Source organism: Ginsengibacter hankyongi (assembly GCF_008710285.1).
Lineage (GTDB): Bacteria > Bacteroidota > Bacteroidia > Chitinophagales > Chitinophagaceae > Ginsengibacter > Ginsengibacter hankyongi.
The window spans coordinates 175,404-192,799 of sequence record NZ_VYQF01000006.1; the positions used below are offsets into that span (position 1 = coordinate 175,404).

At 36.8% G+C, this 17,396-nt stretch carries 18 protein-coding genes; 17 read left to right on the plus strand and 1 reads right to left on the minus strand.

The genetic code is table 11. The annotated features are described in order from the left end of the window. The first annotated feature begins 103 nt into the window (after positions 1 to 103). The 11 genes from FW778_RS17720 (at position 104) to FW778_RS17770 (ending at position 10,581) form a co-directional block, all read left to right on the plus strand. A complete protein-coding gene (locus FW778_RS17720) occupies positions 104 to 1,057 on the plus strand; it encodes an ATP-grasp domain-containing protein (RefSeq protein ID WP_150416191.1) in 954 nt (317 codons plus the stop codon). Positions 1,058 to 1,107: 50 nt separating this feature from the next. Continuing rightward, positions 1,108 to 2,220, plus strand: coding sequence for a carboxylate-amine ligase (locus FW778_RS17725; protein WP_150416192.1), 1,113 nt, complete (start codon positions 1,108 to 1,110; stop codon positions 2,218 to 2,220). Positions 2,221 to 2,286: 66 nt separating this feature from the next. After that, positions 2,287 to 2,688, plus strand: coding sequence for an ester cyclase (locus tag FW778_RS17730; protein ID WP_150416193.1), 402 nt, complete (start codon positions 2,287 to 2,289; stop codon positions 2,686 to 2,688). A 13-nt stretch (positions 2,689 to 2,701) separates the two neighbouring features. Next, positions 2,702 to 3,514 carry an SDR family oxidoreductase gene (locus FW778_RS17735; protein ID WP_150416194.1) on the plus strand — a complete coding sequence of 271 codons (813 nt, stop codon included), beginning with the start codon at positions 2,702 to 2,704 and terminating at the stop codon, positions 3,512 to 3,514. A 315-nt stretch (positions 3,515 to 3,829) separates the two neighbouring features. Then, positions 3,830 to 4,156 (plus strand): hypothetical protein, encoded by a 327-nt coding sequence (locus FW778_RS17740; protein WP_150416195.1) that lies wholly within the window; start codon positions 3,830 to 3,832, stop codon positions 4,154 to 4,156. Positions 4,157 to 4,241: 85 nt separating this feature from the next. Next, a complete protein-coding gene (locus FW778_RS17745; RefSeq protein WP_150416196.1) occupies positions 4,242 to 5,084 on the plus strand; it encodes a type 1 glutamine amidotransferase in 843 nt (280 codons plus the stop codon). A gap of 107 nt (positions 5,085 to 5,191) precedes the next feature. Continuing rightward, on the plus strand, positions 5,192 to 6,385 hold the full coding sequence (locus FW778_RS17750) for a hypothetical protein (protein WP_150416197.1): 1,194 nt from the start codon (positions 5,192 to 5,194) through the stop codon (positions 6,383 to 6,385). Between the two features lie 136 nt (positions 6,386 to 6,521). Beyond that, positions 6,522 to 7,067 carry an RNA polymerase sigma factor gene (locus tag FW778_RS17755; RefSeq protein WP_150416198.1) on the plus strand — a complete coding sequence of 182 codons (546 nt, stop codon included), beginning with the start codon at positions 6,522 to 6,524 and terminating at the stop codon, positions 7,065 to 7,067. Between the two features lies 1 nt (position 7,068). Further along, positions 7,069 to 7,872: an anti-sigma factor gene (locus FW778_RS17760; protein WP_150416199.1), complete on the plus strand. Its 804-nt coding sequence runs from the start codon at positions 7,069 to 7,071 to the stop codon at positions 7,870 to 7,872. Between the two features lie 328 nt (positions 7,873 to 8,200). Continuing rightward, positions 8,201 to 8,944 carry a glycosyltransferase family 2 protein gene (locus FW778_RS17765; RefSeq protein WP_150416200.1) on the plus strand — a complete coding sequence of 248 codons (744 nt, stop codon included), beginning with the start codon at positions 8,201 to 8,203 and terminating at the stop codon, positions 8,942 to 8,944. After that, on the plus strand, positions 8,923 to 10,581 hold the full coding sequence (locus FW778_RS17770; RefSeq protein WP_150416201.1) for an ArnT family glycosyltransferase: 1,659 nt from the start codon (positions 8,923 to 8,925) through the stop codon (positions 10,579 to 10,581). The genes FW778_RS17765 and FW778_RS17770 overlap by 22 nt, the downstream gene beginning before the upstream one ends. Before the next feature lies 1 nt (position 10,582). On the opposite strand, the gene sucC is transcribed toward FW778_RS17770, so the two are convergent. Further along, on the minus strand, positions 10,583 to 11,794 hold the full coding sequence (gene sucC, locus FW778_RS17775; RefSeq protein ID WP_150416202.1) for an ADP-forming succinate--CoA ligase subunit beta: 1,212 nt from the start codon (positions 11,792 to 11,794) through the stop codon (positions 10,583 to 10,585). Between the two features lie 142 nt (positions 11,795 to 11,936). Here sucC and FW778_RS17780 point away from each other — a divergent pair, with 142 nt between their 5' ends. From FW778_RS17780 to FW778_RS17800, 6 genes are all read left to right on the plus strand, one after another. After that, a complete protein-coding gene (locus FW778_RS17780) occupies positions 11,937 to 12,776 on the plus strand; it encodes a DUF2911 domain-containing protein (RefSeq protein ID WP_150416203.1) in 840 nt (279 codons plus the stop codon). A gap of 65 nt (positions 12,777 to 12,841) precedes the next feature. Continuing rightward, a complete protein-coding gene (locus tag FW778_RS23255) occupies positions 12,842 to 13,009 on the plus strand; it encodes a hypothetical protein (protein WP_202552331.1) in 168 nt (55 codons plus the stop codon). A gap of 6 nt (positions 13,010 to 13,015) precedes the next feature. Beyond that, a complete protein-coding gene (locus tag FW778_RS23260) occupies positions 13,016 to 13,675 on the plus strand; it encodes a hypothetical protein (protein ID WP_202552332.1) in 660 nt (219 codons plus the stop codon). A 169-nt stretch (positions 13,676 to 13,844) separates the two neighbouring features. Next, positions 13,845 to 14,657, plus strand: a complete 813-nt coding sequence (locus tag FW778_RS17790) for a purine-nucleoside phosphorylase (protein ID WP_150416204.1) — start codon at positions 13,845 to 13,847, stop codon at positions 14,655 to 14,657. 11 nt (positions 14,658 to 14,668) lie between these two features. Then, positions 14,669 to 16,822 (plus strand): putative porin, encoded by a 2,154-nt coding sequence (locus FW778_RS17795; protein WP_150416205.1) that lies wholly within the window; start codon positions 14,669 to 14,671, stop codon positions 16,820 to 16,822. A gap of 46 nt (positions 16,823 to 16,868) precedes the next feature. After that, on the plus strand, positions 16,869 to 17,357 hold the full coding sequence (locus FW778_RS17800; protein ID WP_235906399.1) for a GNAT family N-acetyltransferase: 489 nt from the start codon (positions 16,869 to 16,871) through the stop codon (positions 17,355 to 17,357). The last annotated feature ends 39 nt before the right edge of the window (positions 17,358 to 17,396 follow it).

The window sequence follows — 17,396 nt, forward strand, 5'->3', positions numbered from 1 at the left end:
TTACTTGTTCTGAAATTTAATTTTACTAAATTGGGATTGAAAAAATTATGTAAGAAAATTCAATCATTATTACCAAAACAATCCATCACTCAAAAAAATACTCATGAAAAAAATTGGAATTTTATTCGGACAGGAACGAAGTTTTCCTGAAGCTTTTATTGAAAGAATTAACAGTAAAAATATAGATGGAATTACAGCGGAGCCTGTTCACATAAATAAAGTAATGCAGGGCGAAAGCAGCGGGTATTCGGTAATTATAGATCGCATATCGCAGGACATTCCTTTCTATCGGGCGTTTCTAAAAAATGCAGCATTATGTGGAACCGCAGTTATTAATAATCCCTTCTGGTGGAGTGCCGATGAAAAATTTTTTAATAATTGTCTTGCAACAAAAATAGAGGTGCCGGTTCCGAAAACGGTAATTCTTCCTTCTAAAAGTTTACCGGCAGATACCAGTGATCAATCTTTTTCTAACCTTGCCTACCCTTTGGATTGGGAGAGCATTTTTAGTTACATTGGCTTTCCTGCGTACATGAAACCTCATGCAGGCGGCGGCTGGAAGAATGTATATAAAGTAACTGACCCGCAGGACTTATTTAATAAACATGGCGAAACGGGTGAACTGATAATGATGCTGCAGGAGGAAATTGTATTTGATGAATATTACCGCTGCTATTGTATTGGCGGAAAGTATGTTCGCATAATGCCTTATGAACCACGCAATCCGCACCATTTAAGGTATGCAGCCGGTTTTAAACCTGATAATAAAAGGCTTGAGTTGATGACCGATATTGTTTTACGAATCAATAAATACCTGGGCTACGATTTCAATACGGTTGAACTTGCTTTACGTGATGGAGTGCCTTATGCCATTGATTTCTGTAATCCTGCACCTGATGCCGAGCTTAGCAGTGTTGGCAAAGAAAATTTTGACTGGGTAGTGGAAACCGCAGCAAATTATGCCATTGAAAAAGCCCAGGCTCACGAAGATGAAAAAGATAATTTAACCTGGGGCGAATATGTTAGAAGAAGTGCAGATGGAAAGAAGCTATATTAATTGATAATTGATAATTGATAATGAAAAATTCATAATTTTTAATTCAAAACATGTCAGGCATTTCCTATAAACATTTTACGTTAGGCGTAGAAGAAGAATACATGGTGATAGACCCTGTAACCCGTGAGCTTAAAAGCCATGAGCAGAAGATTGTGCAGGAAGGTGAAAAAGTTATTAAAGACAAAGTGAAAGCAGAGATGCACCAGGCCGTTGTAGAAGTAGGTACGGACATTTGCCGGGATATTGATGAGGCTTATGTGGATGTGGCTACGTTGCGTAAAACGATAAGCGCCATTGCAGGGAGCCTTGGCTTATGGGTGGGCGCTTCGGGTACGCATCCCTTCAGCCATTGGGAAAGCCAGTTGATTACTGATCACGCAAGGTATAGCCAAATAGTAAATGAGCTTCAGGAAGCTGCAAGGAGCAATCTTATTTTTGGCTTACATGTGCACGTAGGAATGGAAAACAGGGAAATGGCTATTCATATTGCCAATTCTGCCCGGTATTTTTTACCTCACATTTATGCATTAAGCACCAACTCCCCTTTTTGGGAGGGAAGACTTACCGGCTATAAATCTTTCCGCACAAAGGTTTTTGACAAGTTCCCACGGACAGGCATACCCGATTTTTTTGACAGTATAGAAGCGTATGATAATTATGTAAAGTTGCTGGTAAAAACCAATTGCATTGACAATGCAAAAAAGATCTGGTGGGATCTGCGTGTGCATCCCTTTTTTAACACGGTTGAGTTTCGAATATGCGATGTACCCATGACCGTTATGGAAACTATTACCATTGCGGCTTTATTCCAGGGAATATGCGCCAAGTTGTATAAACTGCGTACGCAGAATTTAAATTTCATCATTTACCCCCGTGCATTAATAAACGAAAACAAATGGCGTGCAGGCCGCTATGGCATCGAAGGCAGTATGATTGACTTTGGTAAAGAAACAGAAGTAAATACAAGAGTGCTTATTTATGAGTTGCTGGATTTTATTGATGACGTAACCGGCCCGCTTGGGATACGCAACGCCGTTAGTAACGTGCATAAAATGATGGAAGAAGGAACCGGCGCAGACAGGCAATTAAAAGTATATGAGCAAACCAATAGCCTCCCGGCTGTCGTTGATTATGTACATGACCAGTTTTTAGCGGGGCTGTAAAAGGGATAGTAGGTACATTGATAAGTATTTTTGTAAAATTTATATTTAATAATTACTGTAATTAAAATGTCAACAGAACAAAATAAGCAAGTCGTTCTTAGATTTAATAAAGAATTTATAGAAAAAGGAAATACAGAAGTATTAAAAGAAATTGTTGCAGATGATTTTAAGAATCATACCGCGGCAGGAAATGTTCGAAACGATGTAACAGGCTTAATACAGTTTATAGGAATGATACACAAAGGATTTAGTGATATTCGTATCGACATTTACGAGCAACTTGCAGAAAATGATTTAGTGACAACACGTAAAATAATTCATGCAAAACATACCGGTGAAATAATGGGACATGCAGCAACAGGTAAAGCTGTTGAAATGAATGTGATTGATATAGTTCGCTTACGCGACGGGAAATATGTTGACCATTGGGGCAGAAACGATATCATGCAGGTTATACAATCGTTATAAAAAAGCATAAATTATGAGCGCACAAACAATATTCATAACAGGCGCAACGGATGGCATAGGAAAGCTTACAGCCCGCGACCTTGCAAAACTAAATAAAGATGCTGCCATTCTTATTCATGGAAGAAATAAAATAAAGCTTGATAAAGTAATTGAAGAAATAAAATCTGCAAGTGGCAATCAAAATGTTGAAGGCTATATTGCTGATCTGTCGTCAATGGACGATGTTCGCAAACTTGCAAACGATGTGCTAGCAAAGCATGATAAAATTAATATTTTGATCAATAACGCAGGAGCAGGTTTTGCTGCGTCCCGTTATGGCAAAGATGGAACTGAAACAAGATTCACAGTCAACTATCTTGCGCCTTTCCTTTTAACCCATCTTTTGTTACCTGCAATAAAAAATGCAGCGCCTTCACGCATTATAAATGTTGCCTCAGCGGGCCAATCCCCTGTTAACTTTAAAGATATTATGCTTGAAAAAAGCTTTGATGGTCTTACAGCCTATACGCAAAGTAAGCTTGCACTTATTATGTTCACCATTGATCTTGCAGATGAATTAAAGAATGATAATGTTACAGTAAACAGTCTGCATCCCGGAACTTATCTTGATACAAACATGGTGCACGACGCTGGTATAAAGCCGCATGGCACAGCGCAAAGCGGAGCCGATGCAACAATTTATCTTGCAACATCTCCCACATTAAAAAATACTACGGGAGAATATTTCAATGTAAAGAATGAAGCAAAAGCAAATGCGCAGGCGTACGATATGGATGCAAGGAAGCAATTAAGAAATTTAAGTTTAAAGCTCACCAATCTTACTTAAATTATTTTTTTAAAGTATCGAAATTCACGTACTTCTACTATAATTTGCGGCCAATCTTGCAAATAAAAAAAATGTTTTTTAATTTTATCGCCACACAAGAACCTCTTCCTGAATTCCCATTATCTTTTTAAAAATCTTCGCTTACTTAATTACGTTGTCGCATACACGATAATCCTTCTGCCAATGTAATTTTTTAGCACTAATCCTTTATTTCGTGTTTTTATTTCATCAAAGTATTTAACACAATATTTTGGTTTTACTTTAAAACCTAACCGTATTTACAGGTCTTAATATTGAAAGCTTAAAATAAAGATTATGGAAACAAATTCTACACAACAGGAAATTTTATTAGTAACAGGAACAAGCTTTACTTCAGGTAAGTTTTGCGAAACCAGCGATGGACTTAGCTATAACCACCTTAGTGAAAAAGAGAAACTCGAGGTAGCCTGCTGGAACGGCCTTCTTCCTAAAATGCTGCCTGAAATATTTAATCAATATGCTGCCCATAAAAAGCTATACCTCTGGGAAATACGTGAAGGCGCCTCATTTATAGAGCTTGAACTCGGCGAGCAATACATGGAATTTGAAAAAAGATTTTCGATAGACCCGTATTCGTTTTTGCCCTTACAAATACTTTCCTGATAAATTAATAAACAAAATATCTACAGGCATAGCTCGAAAAGAATCGGATACCTTTTGAGTTTTATAAATAATTTATCTTTGCCCGATGAATTTAATTGACAAGCAAACCGTACGTATTGCTATTTTGGATTTATATGAAGGAGCGACTAACCAAGGCATGAGAGGTATCCGTGAAATAATTAAGCAGTTTGGCGAAATAAATCAACTAAATATTGAATTGCAGGAGTTTGATGTGCGTTTGCAACACAGCGTTCCTGATTTAAGTTATGATATATACATAAGTTCCGGGGGCCCGGGCAGCCCGCTGGAGAGCGAGGGTTCAGAATGGGAAAAAAAATATTTTGAATGGTTATCCGATGTAGAGAAGTGGAATGATGATGCCATGCAGTTGCAAAAGAAATATGTTTTCTTTATCTGTCATTCGTTTCAATTAGTATGCAGGCACTGGCAGCTCGCTACCGTATGCGCAAGAAAATCAACTTCGTTTGGCGTATTCCCTATACATCTTTTGGAAGAAGGAAAAGAAGAGCCGGTATTTAACGGAATGGCAGATCCTTTTTATGCGGTTGACAGCCGCGATTACCAGGTTATTGAGCCAAGGATGAACATACTTTATAAGGGAGCAAAAATATTATGCATTGAAAAAGACCGACCTCATTTGCCTTATGAAAGAGCGATTATGGGCATTCGGTTCAGCGATTATTTTATTGGCACCCAGTTTCATCCCGAAGCGGATGCAGTTGGTATGAGCATGTATTTGCAAACAGAAGAAAAAAAGAAAACGGTTATAGAAAATCATGGGGAACAAAAATGGAAATCTATGATTGAACAACTGAATGACCCTGAAAAAATATTGTGGACTTATGCGCATATTCTTCCCAACTTTTTAAATATTGCCCTCAATAGTTTCTCCCTGGTCCCTGCATAACACAGTCTCGTGTTTCATGAAATGTAAAATTTTGTTTTGCTCACCCCGTAATACATTTTTAATTTTCTTACCTTTCATTCATTCTTTTTTCTAAAATTAAAAATGCTATGATACCCGCACTCAGGGAACAATTCAATAAAAACTTTACGCAAAAAAAATATGAAGATTTTTTAAAAGATCTGGACAGTAAACACCCAGGCGCTATTGAATTTCGAATAGCCGAAACGCCGGTATTTATCCCCAAAGACTTTACCAATAAAATGCTCGGCGCCTGCGAGACTATTATCGATTTCATTAAAGATCCTGCGTTTAAAAAGCTTACTGATCGTGCAGTTCCCCGGGGTGAAAACGTACCCGGTGAGAATGACCATCCACATTGTATTGCGTTTGATTTTGGAATTTGTGAAAACAAAAATGGCGAACTGGAACCCCAGCTTATAGAAATGCAGGGTTTTCCTTCCTTATTCGGATTCCAGGTTTATTACCCGCAAATAATAGAAAAATATTATAATATACCTGCTGACTATAGCAACTATCTTAATGGATATAACGCTGATACGTACCTGCAGTTTTTAAGAGATATAATTTTAGGAAATCATAATCCCGAAAATGTTATTCTGCTTGAGATAAAACCGCATGAACAAAAAACGAGAATTGATTTCTATTGCACGCAGGATTATCTGAAAATACCCATCGTTTGCCTTACGGAATTGATACAGGAAGGGAAAAAATTATTCTATAAAAAAGATGAGAAGAAAATTGAAGTAAAAAGAATTTATAACCGGGTTATATTCGATGAACTTACACAGTTAAAAGAAAAACTGGGAAATATTGTTGACATAACGCAGCCACTTGATGTGGAATGGATACCGCACCCTAACTGGTTTTACCGTATCAGCAAATTCACTCTTCCGTTTATAAACCATCCTTATGTTCCGGAAACTTTTTTCCTTAATGAAGTGAAGCAATCACCCGGTGACCTGGAAAATTTTGTATTAAAACCGCTGTTTTCTTTTGCCGGCCAGGGCGTAATTATTGATGTAACAAAAGAGGATATTGAAAAAGTGGCTGATCCTGAAAACTGGATATTGCAACGCAAAGTAAAATATGCAGATGTAATTAAAACGCCCAACACCCCTGCAAAAGCCGAAATAAGAATCTTTTATTTCTGGAAAGACAATATGGAAAGGCCGGTTGCTGTTACTAACCTTGCAAGGCTTAGCAAGGGGAAAATGATTGGCGTAAGATATAATGCGGATAAAGACTGGGTGGGCGGCAGCGTTTGTTATTTTGAAAAATGAACAATATGTTTTTTAAAATGTTACCCATCTTTAACCGGAACATTAATCGAGTTTAATATTTTGATGAATTATAAAATATCATATCTTTAATTTTCCCGTTTTTAGCCAACCATTTTTTCATATTATATAAAAATTTTTGCAGGACGTAAAGAAATATAGCGAGGATGAACTTGTACACCTTTTGAAAAACAGGGATCAATCCGCATTTTCTTATTTGTACGATAATTATTCGTCCGTTTTATATGGCGTTATTTATAAAATGCTGGAAAATCACGAACTTTCAGAAGATGTATTGCAGGAAGCATTTATAAAAATCTGGAATAACTTTTCAAATTATGATAGTGATAAAGGAAGGTTATTTACGTGGATGTTAAATATAACAAGAAATTTAACCATCGATACCATTAGAAGTAAGGGATATAAGAAGCAATCTAAAATCCAAAATTCGGAGAATGCCGTAAATAATATCAGCGACAAAGCAAATACCGCTGAAAGCTTCGATGCACTTGGAATAAGAAAGCATTTAACCCTTCTCAAAAACGATCAGAAACAGATTATAGATCTTGCTTATTTTGGTGGATTAACGCAGGAGGAAATTTCAAAAACATTGGATATTCCACTGGGAACTGTAAAAACAAAAATGAGAACCGCAATTATTGAATTAAGAAAAGTGTTAAAATAAATTGAACAAAGAAGGCATCATATCATCTGGTTTACTTGAATTATACGCTATGGGTTTAACTTCAGCAGAAGAAACCCGCCAGGTAGAAGGTTGGGTAAATCAGTATCCTGAAATAAAGCAGGAACTTGATGCAATAGAAGCATCGCTTGAATCGTATGCAAAGGCACATGCAATAGTGCCATCTTCTTCTGTAAAAGATAAAATATTTTCTCACATAGCATCAGAGCAATCAGCGGATGCCAATAAGATTCCTTCAATTAAAGCTGCGCCTGCACCACAAAAAGTTTATCGCATACCAACTTACTTTAAAGTTGCTGCAGCGGCAATAATTATTGTATTAATTGGAAGTGTAGCGCTTAACTATTCGTATTATTCTAAATACCAGTCTGCAAATAATGAGTTGCAGGTGGCCCAGGAAAAATTAAGGCAAAATGAACAAGCTAACCTGGCCATGAAAACTGATATTAATGTAATGAGCGATAAAAATTCATTACCGGTTGTATTAAAAGGAACGCCTCATGCACCGGATGCGCTTGCAAAAATTTACTGGATGAAAAATACCGGCGAGGTTTATGTCGATCCTTCAAATTTACCTTCTGCGCCGGCCGGTAAGCAATACCAGTTATGGGCAATTATAGATGGCAAGCCCGTTGATGCGGGAATGATAAGCACCAAACAAGGCATTTATCATATACAAAAAATGAAAACATTTGGAAGCGCCCAGGCATTTGCCATTACTTTAGAAAAAGCTGGCGGCAGCCCCACCCCTACTATGGACCAGATGTATGTAATTGCCAAAATTTGATTTTAAATTTCTCTCCTGTCTCCTTACTTAAAGTTTATAAGGAGGATATCGTGTAACCATTACTGATAGTATTAGTATGAAATGAAATCCAATTGTACAATTCATTCGTACATAATATAAGCACCAATAATAACGGCACAATTCATGTTATAACTGAAGTGCTAAGTCCCAAATAATCGAATCCGTACCCCGTGAACTTTAAAGGGGAATCACCTATATAAAGCCGGCTTTGCCGGTTTTTTTTATAGAATTGAAACTATTAATTTATGAAGATTTAATTTTGGCGAATTTCCGAAGACCCGGACAGAAGATTTTATTTGCAAAAATTATGTATCAAAATAAAAAAGTAGTGGTTGTTCTTCCGGCCTATAACGCCGCAAATACAATTGAAAAGACAATTTCCGAAATTCCGCGTGATATAGTTGATGAAATTGTTTTGGTAGATGATAACAGCTCTGATAACACCATTGAAGTTGCCAGGAAAATAGGCCTGCAGCATATAATAAAGCATACCGAAAATAAAGGATATGGCGGTAATCAAAAAAGCTGCTATCATAAAGCGCTGGAATTAAACGCAGATATTGTCATCATGCTCCATCCGGATTATCAATATACCCCAAAGCTGCTGCTGGCAATGGTTTCCGTTATTGGCAACGATTTATACAAAGTTGTATTTGGAAGCCGCATTTTAGGAAAGGGCGCATTAAAGGGCGGGATGCCAATGTATAAATATATTTCAAACAGGTTTCTAACGCTGTTTCAAAATTTGCTAATGAACCAAAAGCTTTCTGAATATCACACAGGCTACAGGGCTTATCACAGCGATGTATTGAAAAAAATTAATTTCGATCAAAATTCTGATGACTTTATTTTTGACAATGAAATGGTAGCCCAGATTTTTTATAACAATTTTGAAATTGCTGAAATCACCTGCCCTACAAAATATTTTAAAGAAGCATCTTCTATAAATTTGAGAAGAAGTATAACTTATGGACTTGGAGTTTTAAAAGTTTCGGTGCTTTATTTTCTTACGAAGCTCAAAATATATAAATGGAAATTGCTCACCCCCTGAATAACCGGTTACAAAGCAAGACATACCTGACTATTATTATCCTGTCTGGCATTATTTTTTTTATTCCGTTTCTTGGAAGGGTTCACTTGTTCGATTGGGATGAAATCAATTTTGCTGAATCAGCAAGAGAGATGGTTGTTACCGGAAATTATCACCGCGTACAGATTAACTTTCAACCTTTCTGGGAAAAGCCACCGCTATTCTTTTGGCTGCAAGCGGGTTGTATGAAATTGTTTGGTGTAAACGAATTTGCAGCGAGACTACCAAACGCATTGTTTGGAATTATCACGCTTGTCACCCTTTTTGTTATCGGTAAAAAATATAAAAATCCACGGTTCGGATTCATCTGGGCCATTAGTTACCTCGGCACTTTTTTACCACACCTGTATTTTAAATCTGCCATTATAGATCCTGTATTCAATTACTTTATTTTTTTAGGCATCTATTTTATGTTCAAAGATGTAACCACTGAATCTTCCAAGAAAAGCCTATTGTATGCATCGTTAGCTGGTTTATTTATTGGCCTTTCAACTTTAACAAAAGGCCCGGTGGGACTACTCGTTTTCCTCATAGCGTTTTTGGTTTACTTTATTTTTAAGCGGTTTAAAAATTTTCCCAACATCAAAAAAATTCTTGTATTCGTTGCGCTATATGCTGTTGTTTGTTTTTTTTGGTTTGGCATAGAAGTAATCAATAACGGGTTCTGGTTTTTGAAGGAATTTCTGTCTTACCAGGCAGACCTTTTCTTACACCCGGTAGCGAGTCACGGAGAGCCATTTTATTATCATTTTGTAGTGGTGTTTATCGGCTGCTTTCCCATTTCGATTATTGCACTACCTGTTTTTTTCAATGGGCCAAAATATGGGAAAAACGATTTTAAATTGCTGATGAAAATTCTCTTCTGGACAGTAATGATCTTGTTTAGCATCACCACAACAAAAATTGTCCATTACTCTTCTCTTACGTACATGCCACTTGCGTTTCTTGCAACTGTTTATCTGGATTATACTTTAGAAAATAATATTAAAACAAAAAATTATGTAATTATATTATTGGTGTTTGGGGGATTTGTTTTTTCATTCTTGCTTGCTGCAGTTCCATATATAGCCATTCATAAAAATTTAATTATTCCGTACCTGCACGATCCGTTCGCGGTTGCTAGTCTTAATGTACCTGTAAAATGGAATGGCTACGAAAGCCTTATTGGCTTAGCTTATTTTGTATTGGTAATTGCTGCTATTATTATGTTTAATAAAAGAGAATACATGAAAGGCATGCTTTTTCTTTTTTACTCGACAGCCATTTGCCTTTTCGTGTATCTGTTGGCGGTAGTTCCAAAGATCGAACGGTATTCGCAGGGCCCTGCAATTGATTTTTATACAAGTTTGCAGGGAAAAAACGTGTACGTGTGGCCGATAGGCTTTAAAAGTTATGCGCAATATTTTTACGCAAAAAAAACAGCAACCCCTGTTTACGGAGAAAAAGATGAAGATTTCTTGCTGAAAGGAAATATCACACGGCCTGCTTATTTTGTGGTGAAGATAACCAACACAAAATTTGACAGCACCTGTAACGGATGCACGTTAATTAAACAGGAAGGCGGCTTTAATTTTTACATAAGAGAACCAGTAAAATAAATTAAGCTACTGCTTTATTTACCAAATCTGCAGCTTCACTCAATAAAATAGCAGATTGTACCTTTAGTCCGCTTTTATCAATAAGTTCTTTGGCAACTTCTGCATTGGTTCCCTGTAACCTTACAATAATGGGAATTTCAATATTGCCAATAGATTCATAAGCATCTATAACGCCCTGGGCTACACGATCGCAACGAACAATACCGCCAAAAATATTAATAAGAATTGCTTTTACTTTAGGGTCTTTTAAAATTATCCTGAAACCTGCTTCCACAGTTTGGGCATTAGCTGTACCACCTACATCCAAAAAATTGGCAGGCTCACCACCACTTAATTTTATCATGTCCATCGTTGCCATTGCAAGGCCAGCGCCGTTTACCATGCATCCAACATTTCCATCAAGCTTTACGAAATTTAGATTGAATTTTGCAGCTTCCACTTCTGTCGGGTCTTCTTCTGTTATATCACGCAGCGCAGCAACATCCGGGTGACGCATTAATGAATTGTCATCAATATTCATTTTACAATCAACGGCAATTATTTTATTATCGCTCGTTTTAAACAGAGGATTTATTTCGAGCATACTGCAATCGAGCCCAACATAAGCACTATATAAATTAGTTACAAATTTTACGCAATTTTTAAATGCATCTCCTTTAAGTCCAAGATTAAATCCGATCTTTCTTGCCTGGAATGAAGGTAATGCACCGCCCGGATGAACCCATTCTTTAAATATTTTTTCTGGAGTATCATGCGCTACATCTTCAATATTTACACCGCCTTCGGTGCTGTACATAATTACATTTTTACCTTTAGCCCTGTCAAGTAGAATGGATAAATATATTTCTTTTGTTTTATCGGGGCCCTCATAGTAAACATCCTGTGCAACCAATACTTTGCTTACCAATTTGCCCGCTTCACCAGTTTGCACTGTTACTAACGTTCCACCCAAAATGTTTCCTGCAATATTCTTTACGTCTTCAAGATTTTTGGCAACAGCAACCCCACGTTGATCTTTACCCTTGATAGTTCCTTTACCTCTTCCACCTGCATGAATCTGTGCTTTAATTACCACAAACCTGCTTCCATACTGGCTGTTAATATAACGGTATGCTTCTTCTGCTTCTGCAATAGTGCTGCAAGCGATTCCTTCCTGAACCGGAACATTATACTTTTTCAACAATTCTTTTGCCTGGTATTCATGTAAATTCATAATTAACTCTTTTAAGCGAAGATAACGGCTAATTGGTAAATTGAATAAAGTTTTGAAATATGATGAACATATAAACATTACCTGCTTTTCTTTTATATTATTATCTAGCCTAAGTTTCCTTACGTTTGCATAAATTATTGTTATGAAAAATATTTTAATTATTGCTTTTGCATTTCTAATGTTATCTATATCGGCTAATGCACAGGTTAAGATGCCTGCTCCAAGCCCTACCCAAACGATTATACAGGATTTTGGTCTTGGCCAAATTGAATTAACTTATAGCCGTCCGGGAATAAAAGGTCGCCCCGTATTTGGTGACAACAGCGAACTGGTTCCATTGGGCAAACCCTGGAGAACCGGCGCTAATGCTGCTACAAAAATTCATTTCAGCGATAATGTAACAATTGGTAATACACCACTCGATTCAGGAACATATGTTATTTATACGGTTCCTAACAAAACTAAATGGGATGTAGTATTTAGCAAAGGAACGGCTTACCCGGGCTCTGAAGGATTTAAGGAAAGTGATGATGTTTTGCATTATAAAGCTCCTGTAAACATTTCAAAGGAAAGGTTTGAAACATTTACCATGCAATTTTCAAATTTAAAAAATGAGAGCTGCGAATTACATTTAAGATGGGCCAATACCGATGTATTTGTTCCGATAAAAACAAACATTAAAGAGCGTATACGCCAACAGTTAGAAACCGCATTGCAAGGCGATAAAAAACCCTATTACCCGGCGGCTAATTTTTATTTCGAGTATGATAAAAATTATAAAAAAGCTTTGGAATATATTAATAATGCAACTGCTGAAAATCCAAAGGCTTATTATATGTTTTTACAAAAAGCAAAAATTCAAAAAGCTATGGGCGACAAAGCCGGAGCAAAAGCAAGCGCCCTTAAAACTATTGAATTAGCTAAGAAAGCAAAAAATGCTGACTATGTAAATTTTGGCAATAAACTGATACAACAGCTATAGAAATTTTCTTCCTGTTCTCAATCTTTTTTTGATAAACTAAAGACATTTTCTTTCAAGTCTAACGTATGAAACGTAGCGTTTTTACGGTTATCATTGTTATATGCATTTTCGCATGCAATTCGCCAAAGCACATTTCATTACCACAACGTTCATCAAATGATAAAACGGGAAGTGAATTCTATAAAAGTGTTTTTGCTATTGACCGGATAGGGCGGGAAGAAATTGAAAAGTAGGAAATCATGAATGGCAATGTTCCTTCATTCTTAAGGAAATTTGTAAAAATTAAAACTTCCATAACCACCTCTAAAGGGAAAAAAATCAATGCAGTTTATTTTGTGCTGCCTGATTATTTGTCTATCGGTTCTGATAAAGATTTCGCAAGGATACCGCTTACTCCCATGGCGGCGCAATCAATTGCAGATAGCCTGCATTGTTTTTTGCCCACAAGAAAAATGGTTAATGATATTTATAAAGCTGCAAAAATGAAACTCGAGCCTGTTCCTATGTATGCTTTTCGCGATAGCGCCGTCACTATGTACCAGCACAATCTTATTATTGAAGGCCAGCGAAGATTAAGAAAAGGATTAATAGCTGGTATTAAAAAAGATGTGGTGATCTCCGGTAAAATTATAAGAGACCACAAACCAAATCGAGTAGCCATTTATGGTTGGCATAAGTTGGATGGCAATCCTATACAGCCATTATACACCGGACATATAAATTGGTATGTAGATTATAGCCATGGTATACGTTTAGTATACAGTACAATTTATATAAATAAAAAACCAATGGATTATATTGATGTGTTGAAAGATAAAACCCTGCGCAATTTATTATGCGATGAAGATGATTGTGATTTTTACAGGTATGATACGAGTGATATACAGAAAATAAAATAACGCCGGCCCACATTTGCCACCAAATTATCCTTAATGAAAAAAAATCTAATTTTTTTTGGTCATAATTTACATACGCTCCTCGGAATGATTGTTACCTTATCAACCCATTAACAATTCATCCATTCAACCATTCAACCATTCACTTATCTTTGAAGCCATTTAAATGCTTATGCTGAAAAAAATTAATGAAGCCGTAGATTTTATTAAATCAAAATATAAAACCAAACCTGTTGTGGGTATCGTTTTAGGAAGCGGGCTGGGAAGTTTTACAGGAGAAATAAAGATTGAATTTGAAATTGCCTACAACGAGATACCGCACTTTCCGGTAAGTACCGTAGAAGGCCATAGTGGCAAACTAATTTTCGGTGAACTTTCAGGAAAAAAAGTTGTTGCGATGGCAGGTCGTTTTCACTATTATGAAGGCTATTCCACACAGGAAGTTGTTTTTCCCATAAGAGTTTTGAAATATTTAGGAGCAGAAACTTTGTTAATCAGCAATGCTGCGGGCGGCACTAATATCAATTTTTCTGTGGGAGATCTTATGGTAATTAAAGACCACATCAGTGTGCTTACCTTGAATCCGCTTCTCGGAAAAAATGATGACAACTTTGGGCCAAGGTTTCCCGATATGAGTGAGCCTTACAAAAAGTCCCTCATTAAAATAGCAAAAGATATTGCAGCCGAAAATAATATTGAGTTAAGAGAGGGGGTGTATGTTGGAGTTACCGGGCCTTCCTTTGAAACAAGAGCGGAATATAAAATGCTTCACATGCTGGGCGCCGATGCTGTGGGCATGAGCACTGTACAGGAAGTTATCGCTGCTGTTCATCTCGGGCTGCCCGTATTTGCTTTAAGTGTAATTACAGATTTGGGAATAAGAGAAGCAGAAAATAAGATAACACATGCAGAAGTGTTAGAAGCCGCACGGAATGCGGAGCCAAAACTTGCATTGATTTTTAAAGAATTAATTGCCCGGTTATAAAGGCATATTAAATGATCACTCAACCTCAAATAAAATTTCTCTTACCGGCATTGCAGCGACTAACACTGTTGCTTGCTATTATTTTAATTGCGCAGGGATTACATGCTCAACTACCGAATATCCTGAGAAACCGCCCGAATATTTCTTCTCCTTCCAGGTCTACTAACGCAAAAGGACAAACGAAAAGTGATTCACTTTCTTTTCAGCACCGGGATGATCTTGCCGATTCAATTACTATTTATTTCCGCTACCTTGACTCGATAAAAAATGATTACCTCGATTCTTCCCTCGATGATTTTAATAAATTTTATACTGTTCCCGCAGATTATGTAACGCTGGGCAACAATGGTACGGCAGCGTACCCCGTTCTATTTTCTCCGCTGCTAAAATCGGGTTGGGACGCCGGTTTTCACGCATTTGACATTTATAAATATTCGCTGGAAAATACGCGGTTCTTTAAAACAACGCGCCCTTTCACCCAAATGACTTATTTGCTTGGATCGGGCAAAGAGCAGGTAATTAAAGTGCTGCATACTCAAAATATAAAACCTAACTGGAACGCTGGTTTTGAATATGAATTGATATCGTCGCCCGGTATTTTCCAAACTCAAAATTCCAATATTAATAATTACCGGTTCTTCAGCAATTACCAGGGAAAAAGGAAAAGGTATGCTGCCTATTTTGTTCTTTTAGGAAATAAAATAAATGTTTCAGAAAACGGCGGCATACGCAATGATTCTTTTCTCCTCGATCCACAAAGGAAAAAGCGTTTTGCCGTTCCCGTTAATTTAGGAGGAGATGTAGGACAAACATTTAACGTGTTCTCCACTAAAGTTAATACCGGGGATTTGTACGGCAACTTCACCGCGCTCTTCAGGCAGAGCTACGATTTTGGTATTAAAGATTCTCTTATAATTAATGACAGCACGACGGAATATTTATTCTACCCAAAATTTCGCTTTCAGCATACGATCAATTATAGTTCTTATGGTTATCAATTCCAGGATAAAGTTTTAGGTTACCAAACTTATACAGGTATTAAAAATGCGGCTTTAGACTCTGCTTTTTTTCACGATCGATATGATACCACTTTGACTTTACGTGAAGATAGCTTGAATTTCAGGTTACAGGATAAATGGAAATTTGTTTCGAACGATTTTTCTATAAAACAATTTCCTGAAACAAAAAACCCTGCCCAATTTATTGAAGCCGGCATAAGACTTGAAAATTTCTCGGGTGAATTTCTGCGGGCAAAAATTTTACCTCAATTAGTAGTTTTACCGCCATACCGCCTGCAATTTTCATTTCTTAAAAAAACATTTTATAATGTGGTATTGCATGGCGAGTATCGCAACAAAACAAGAAATAAAAAATGGGATGCTTTGCTAAAAGGAGATTTTTACGCAACAGGTTTCAACGCCGGAGATTATAGCGCTTACGCCACCTTAACCCGCTTTCTTAACCCAAAGCTGGGAAATATACAGGTATCTTTTCAAAATGTAAACCGCTCCCCTTCTTATATATTTAATGGATTCTCGTCGTTCGATATTGATAACACTTCTCTCACTAAAAAAGAAAACCTCACGGTAATTTCTGCTTTGGCGTTCAACCCGAGATTCACCGTAATGGCAAGGAATATTTCTATTACAAACTATACTTATTTAAAAAATTATTACCAGACAGATCAATTTAACGGCCTTGTAAATATTACACAGGTTACAGCCTCAACAAAAAATAAACTTGTTGGTCACCTTAATTTGTACAGCGATTTTATTGTTCAGCAATCCACCGGTAACAATCCAATAAGAGTTCCGTTATTTTTTACAAGGCAACGCATGGCGTTTGAGGGAAACTTTTATAAAAATCTTTTTTTAAGCACCGGCCTGGATGTAAAATATAATACACCATATAAAGCATACAACTATTCACCGGTGATGGGGCATTTCTTTCCGCAGGATAGCGTTACGATAAGTAACCTTCCGGAGTTGGATTTTTATTTTGATTTCAGGATAAAAGCTTTTACAGGTGTAGTAAAACTTGAAAATTTAAATACCGTGAATTTTGCGAATGGATTTGATTTTACCAATAACAGTTTTGCAGCGCCTAATTATCCTACACCTGGATTAATTTTCCGGATTGGCGTGCAATGGAATTTTGTAAATTAATCTCAAAAAATTATTTTCAGCAATTTACATCCTAAACATAACCTTATTGAAAGATGAAATTATTATAAGAAAAATTATGGCGGGCGACAATCCAAAAATCGCAGCCATCATCCGCAGCTCGCTTGAAGACTTCAATGCAGTTAAACAAGGAACTGTATATTTCGATGAAACAACCGACCACCTGTGCGAATTATTTAAAAAAGAAAGGTCTTGCTACTTTATTGCAACATTAAATAATGAAGTGGTTGCAGGGGCCGGGATATTTCCTACCGAAGGCCTGCCGCCGACAACCTGCGAATTGGTAAAGATGTATGTATCATCAGCTGCACGGGGAAAAGGTTTGGGAAAAACATTATTACTGCAATGCTTACACGAAGCAAAAAACCAGGGCTTTAAAAAAATGTATATTGAAACCATGCCCGAACTTACCAATGCCATCGAGATGTATAAAAAATATGGATTCACATTTATTCCATCTTCACTGGGTAACAGCGGGCATAGCGGCTGCGATTTGTTTATGATTAGGGATATATAGTTTTTCTTATAAAACCTGAAAGGCTTAATAATAATATTA

What these genes read in the sequence shown, in the direction of transcription:
- sucC (WP_150416202.1), bottom strand. Translation starts at nt 11,794, where the DNA reads ATGAATTTACATGAATACCAGGCAAAAGAATTGTTGAAAAAGTATAAT.
- FW778_RS17730 (WP_150416193.1), top strand. Translation starts at nt 2,287, where the DNA reads ATGTCAACAGAACAAAATAAGCAAGTCGTTCTTAGATTTAATAAAGAA.
- FW778_RS17795 (WP_150416205.1), top strand. Translation starts at nt 14,669, where the DNA reads ATGATCACTCAACCTCAAATAAAATTTCTCTTACCGGCATTGCAGCGA.
- FW778_RS17725 (WP_150416192.1), top strand. Translation starts at nt 1,108, where the DNA reads ATGTCAGGCATTTCCTATAAACATTTTACGTTAGGCGTAGAAGAAGAA.
- FW778_RS17750 (WP_150416197.1), top strand. Translation starts at nt 5,192, where the DNA reads ATGATACCCGCACTCAGGGAACAATTCAATAAAAACTTTACGCAAAAA.
- FW778_RS17790 (WP_150416204.1), top strand. Translation starts at nt 13,845, where the DNA reads ATGCTGAAAAAAATTAATGAAGCCGTAGATTTTATTAAATCAAAATAT.
- FW778_RS17765 (WP_150416200.1), top strand. Translation starts at nt 8,201, where the DNA reads ATGTATCAAAATAAAAAAGTAGTGGTTGTTCTTCCGGCCTATAACGCC.
- FW778_RS17745 (WP_150416196.1), top strand. Translation starts at nt 4,242, where the DNA reads ATGAATTTAATTGACAAGCAAACCGTACGTATTGCTATTTTGGATTTA.
- FW778_RS17720 (WP_150416191.1), top strand. Translation starts at nt 104, where the DNA reads ATGAAAAAAATTGGAATTTTATTCGGACAGGAACGAAGTTTTCCTGAA.
- FW778_RS17780 (WP_150416203.1), top strand. Translation starts at nt 11,937, where the DNA reads ATGAAAAATATTTTAATTATTGCTTTTGCATTTCTAATGTTATCTATA.
- FW778_RS17770 (WP_150416201.1), top strand. Translation starts at nt 8,923, where the DNA reads ATGGAAATTGCTCACCCCCTGAATAACCGGTTACAAAGCAAGACATAC.
- FW778_RS17735 (WP_150416194.1), top strand. Translation starts at nt 2,702, where the DNA reads ATGAGCGCACAAACAATATTCATAACAGGCGCAACGGATGGCATAGGA.
- FW778_RS23260 (WP_202552332.1), top strand. Translation starts at nt 13,016, where the DNA reads ATGAATGGCAATGTTCCTTCATTCTTAAGGAAATTTGTAAAAATTAAA.
- FW778_RS17740 (WP_150416195.1), top strand. Translation starts at nt 3,830, where the DNA reads ATGGAAACAAATTCTACACAACAGGAAATTTTATTAGTAACAGGAACA.
- FW778_RS23255 (WP_202552331.1), top strand. Translation starts at nt 12,842, where the DNA reads ATGAAACGTAGCGTTTTTACGGTTATCATTGTTATATGCATTTTCGCA.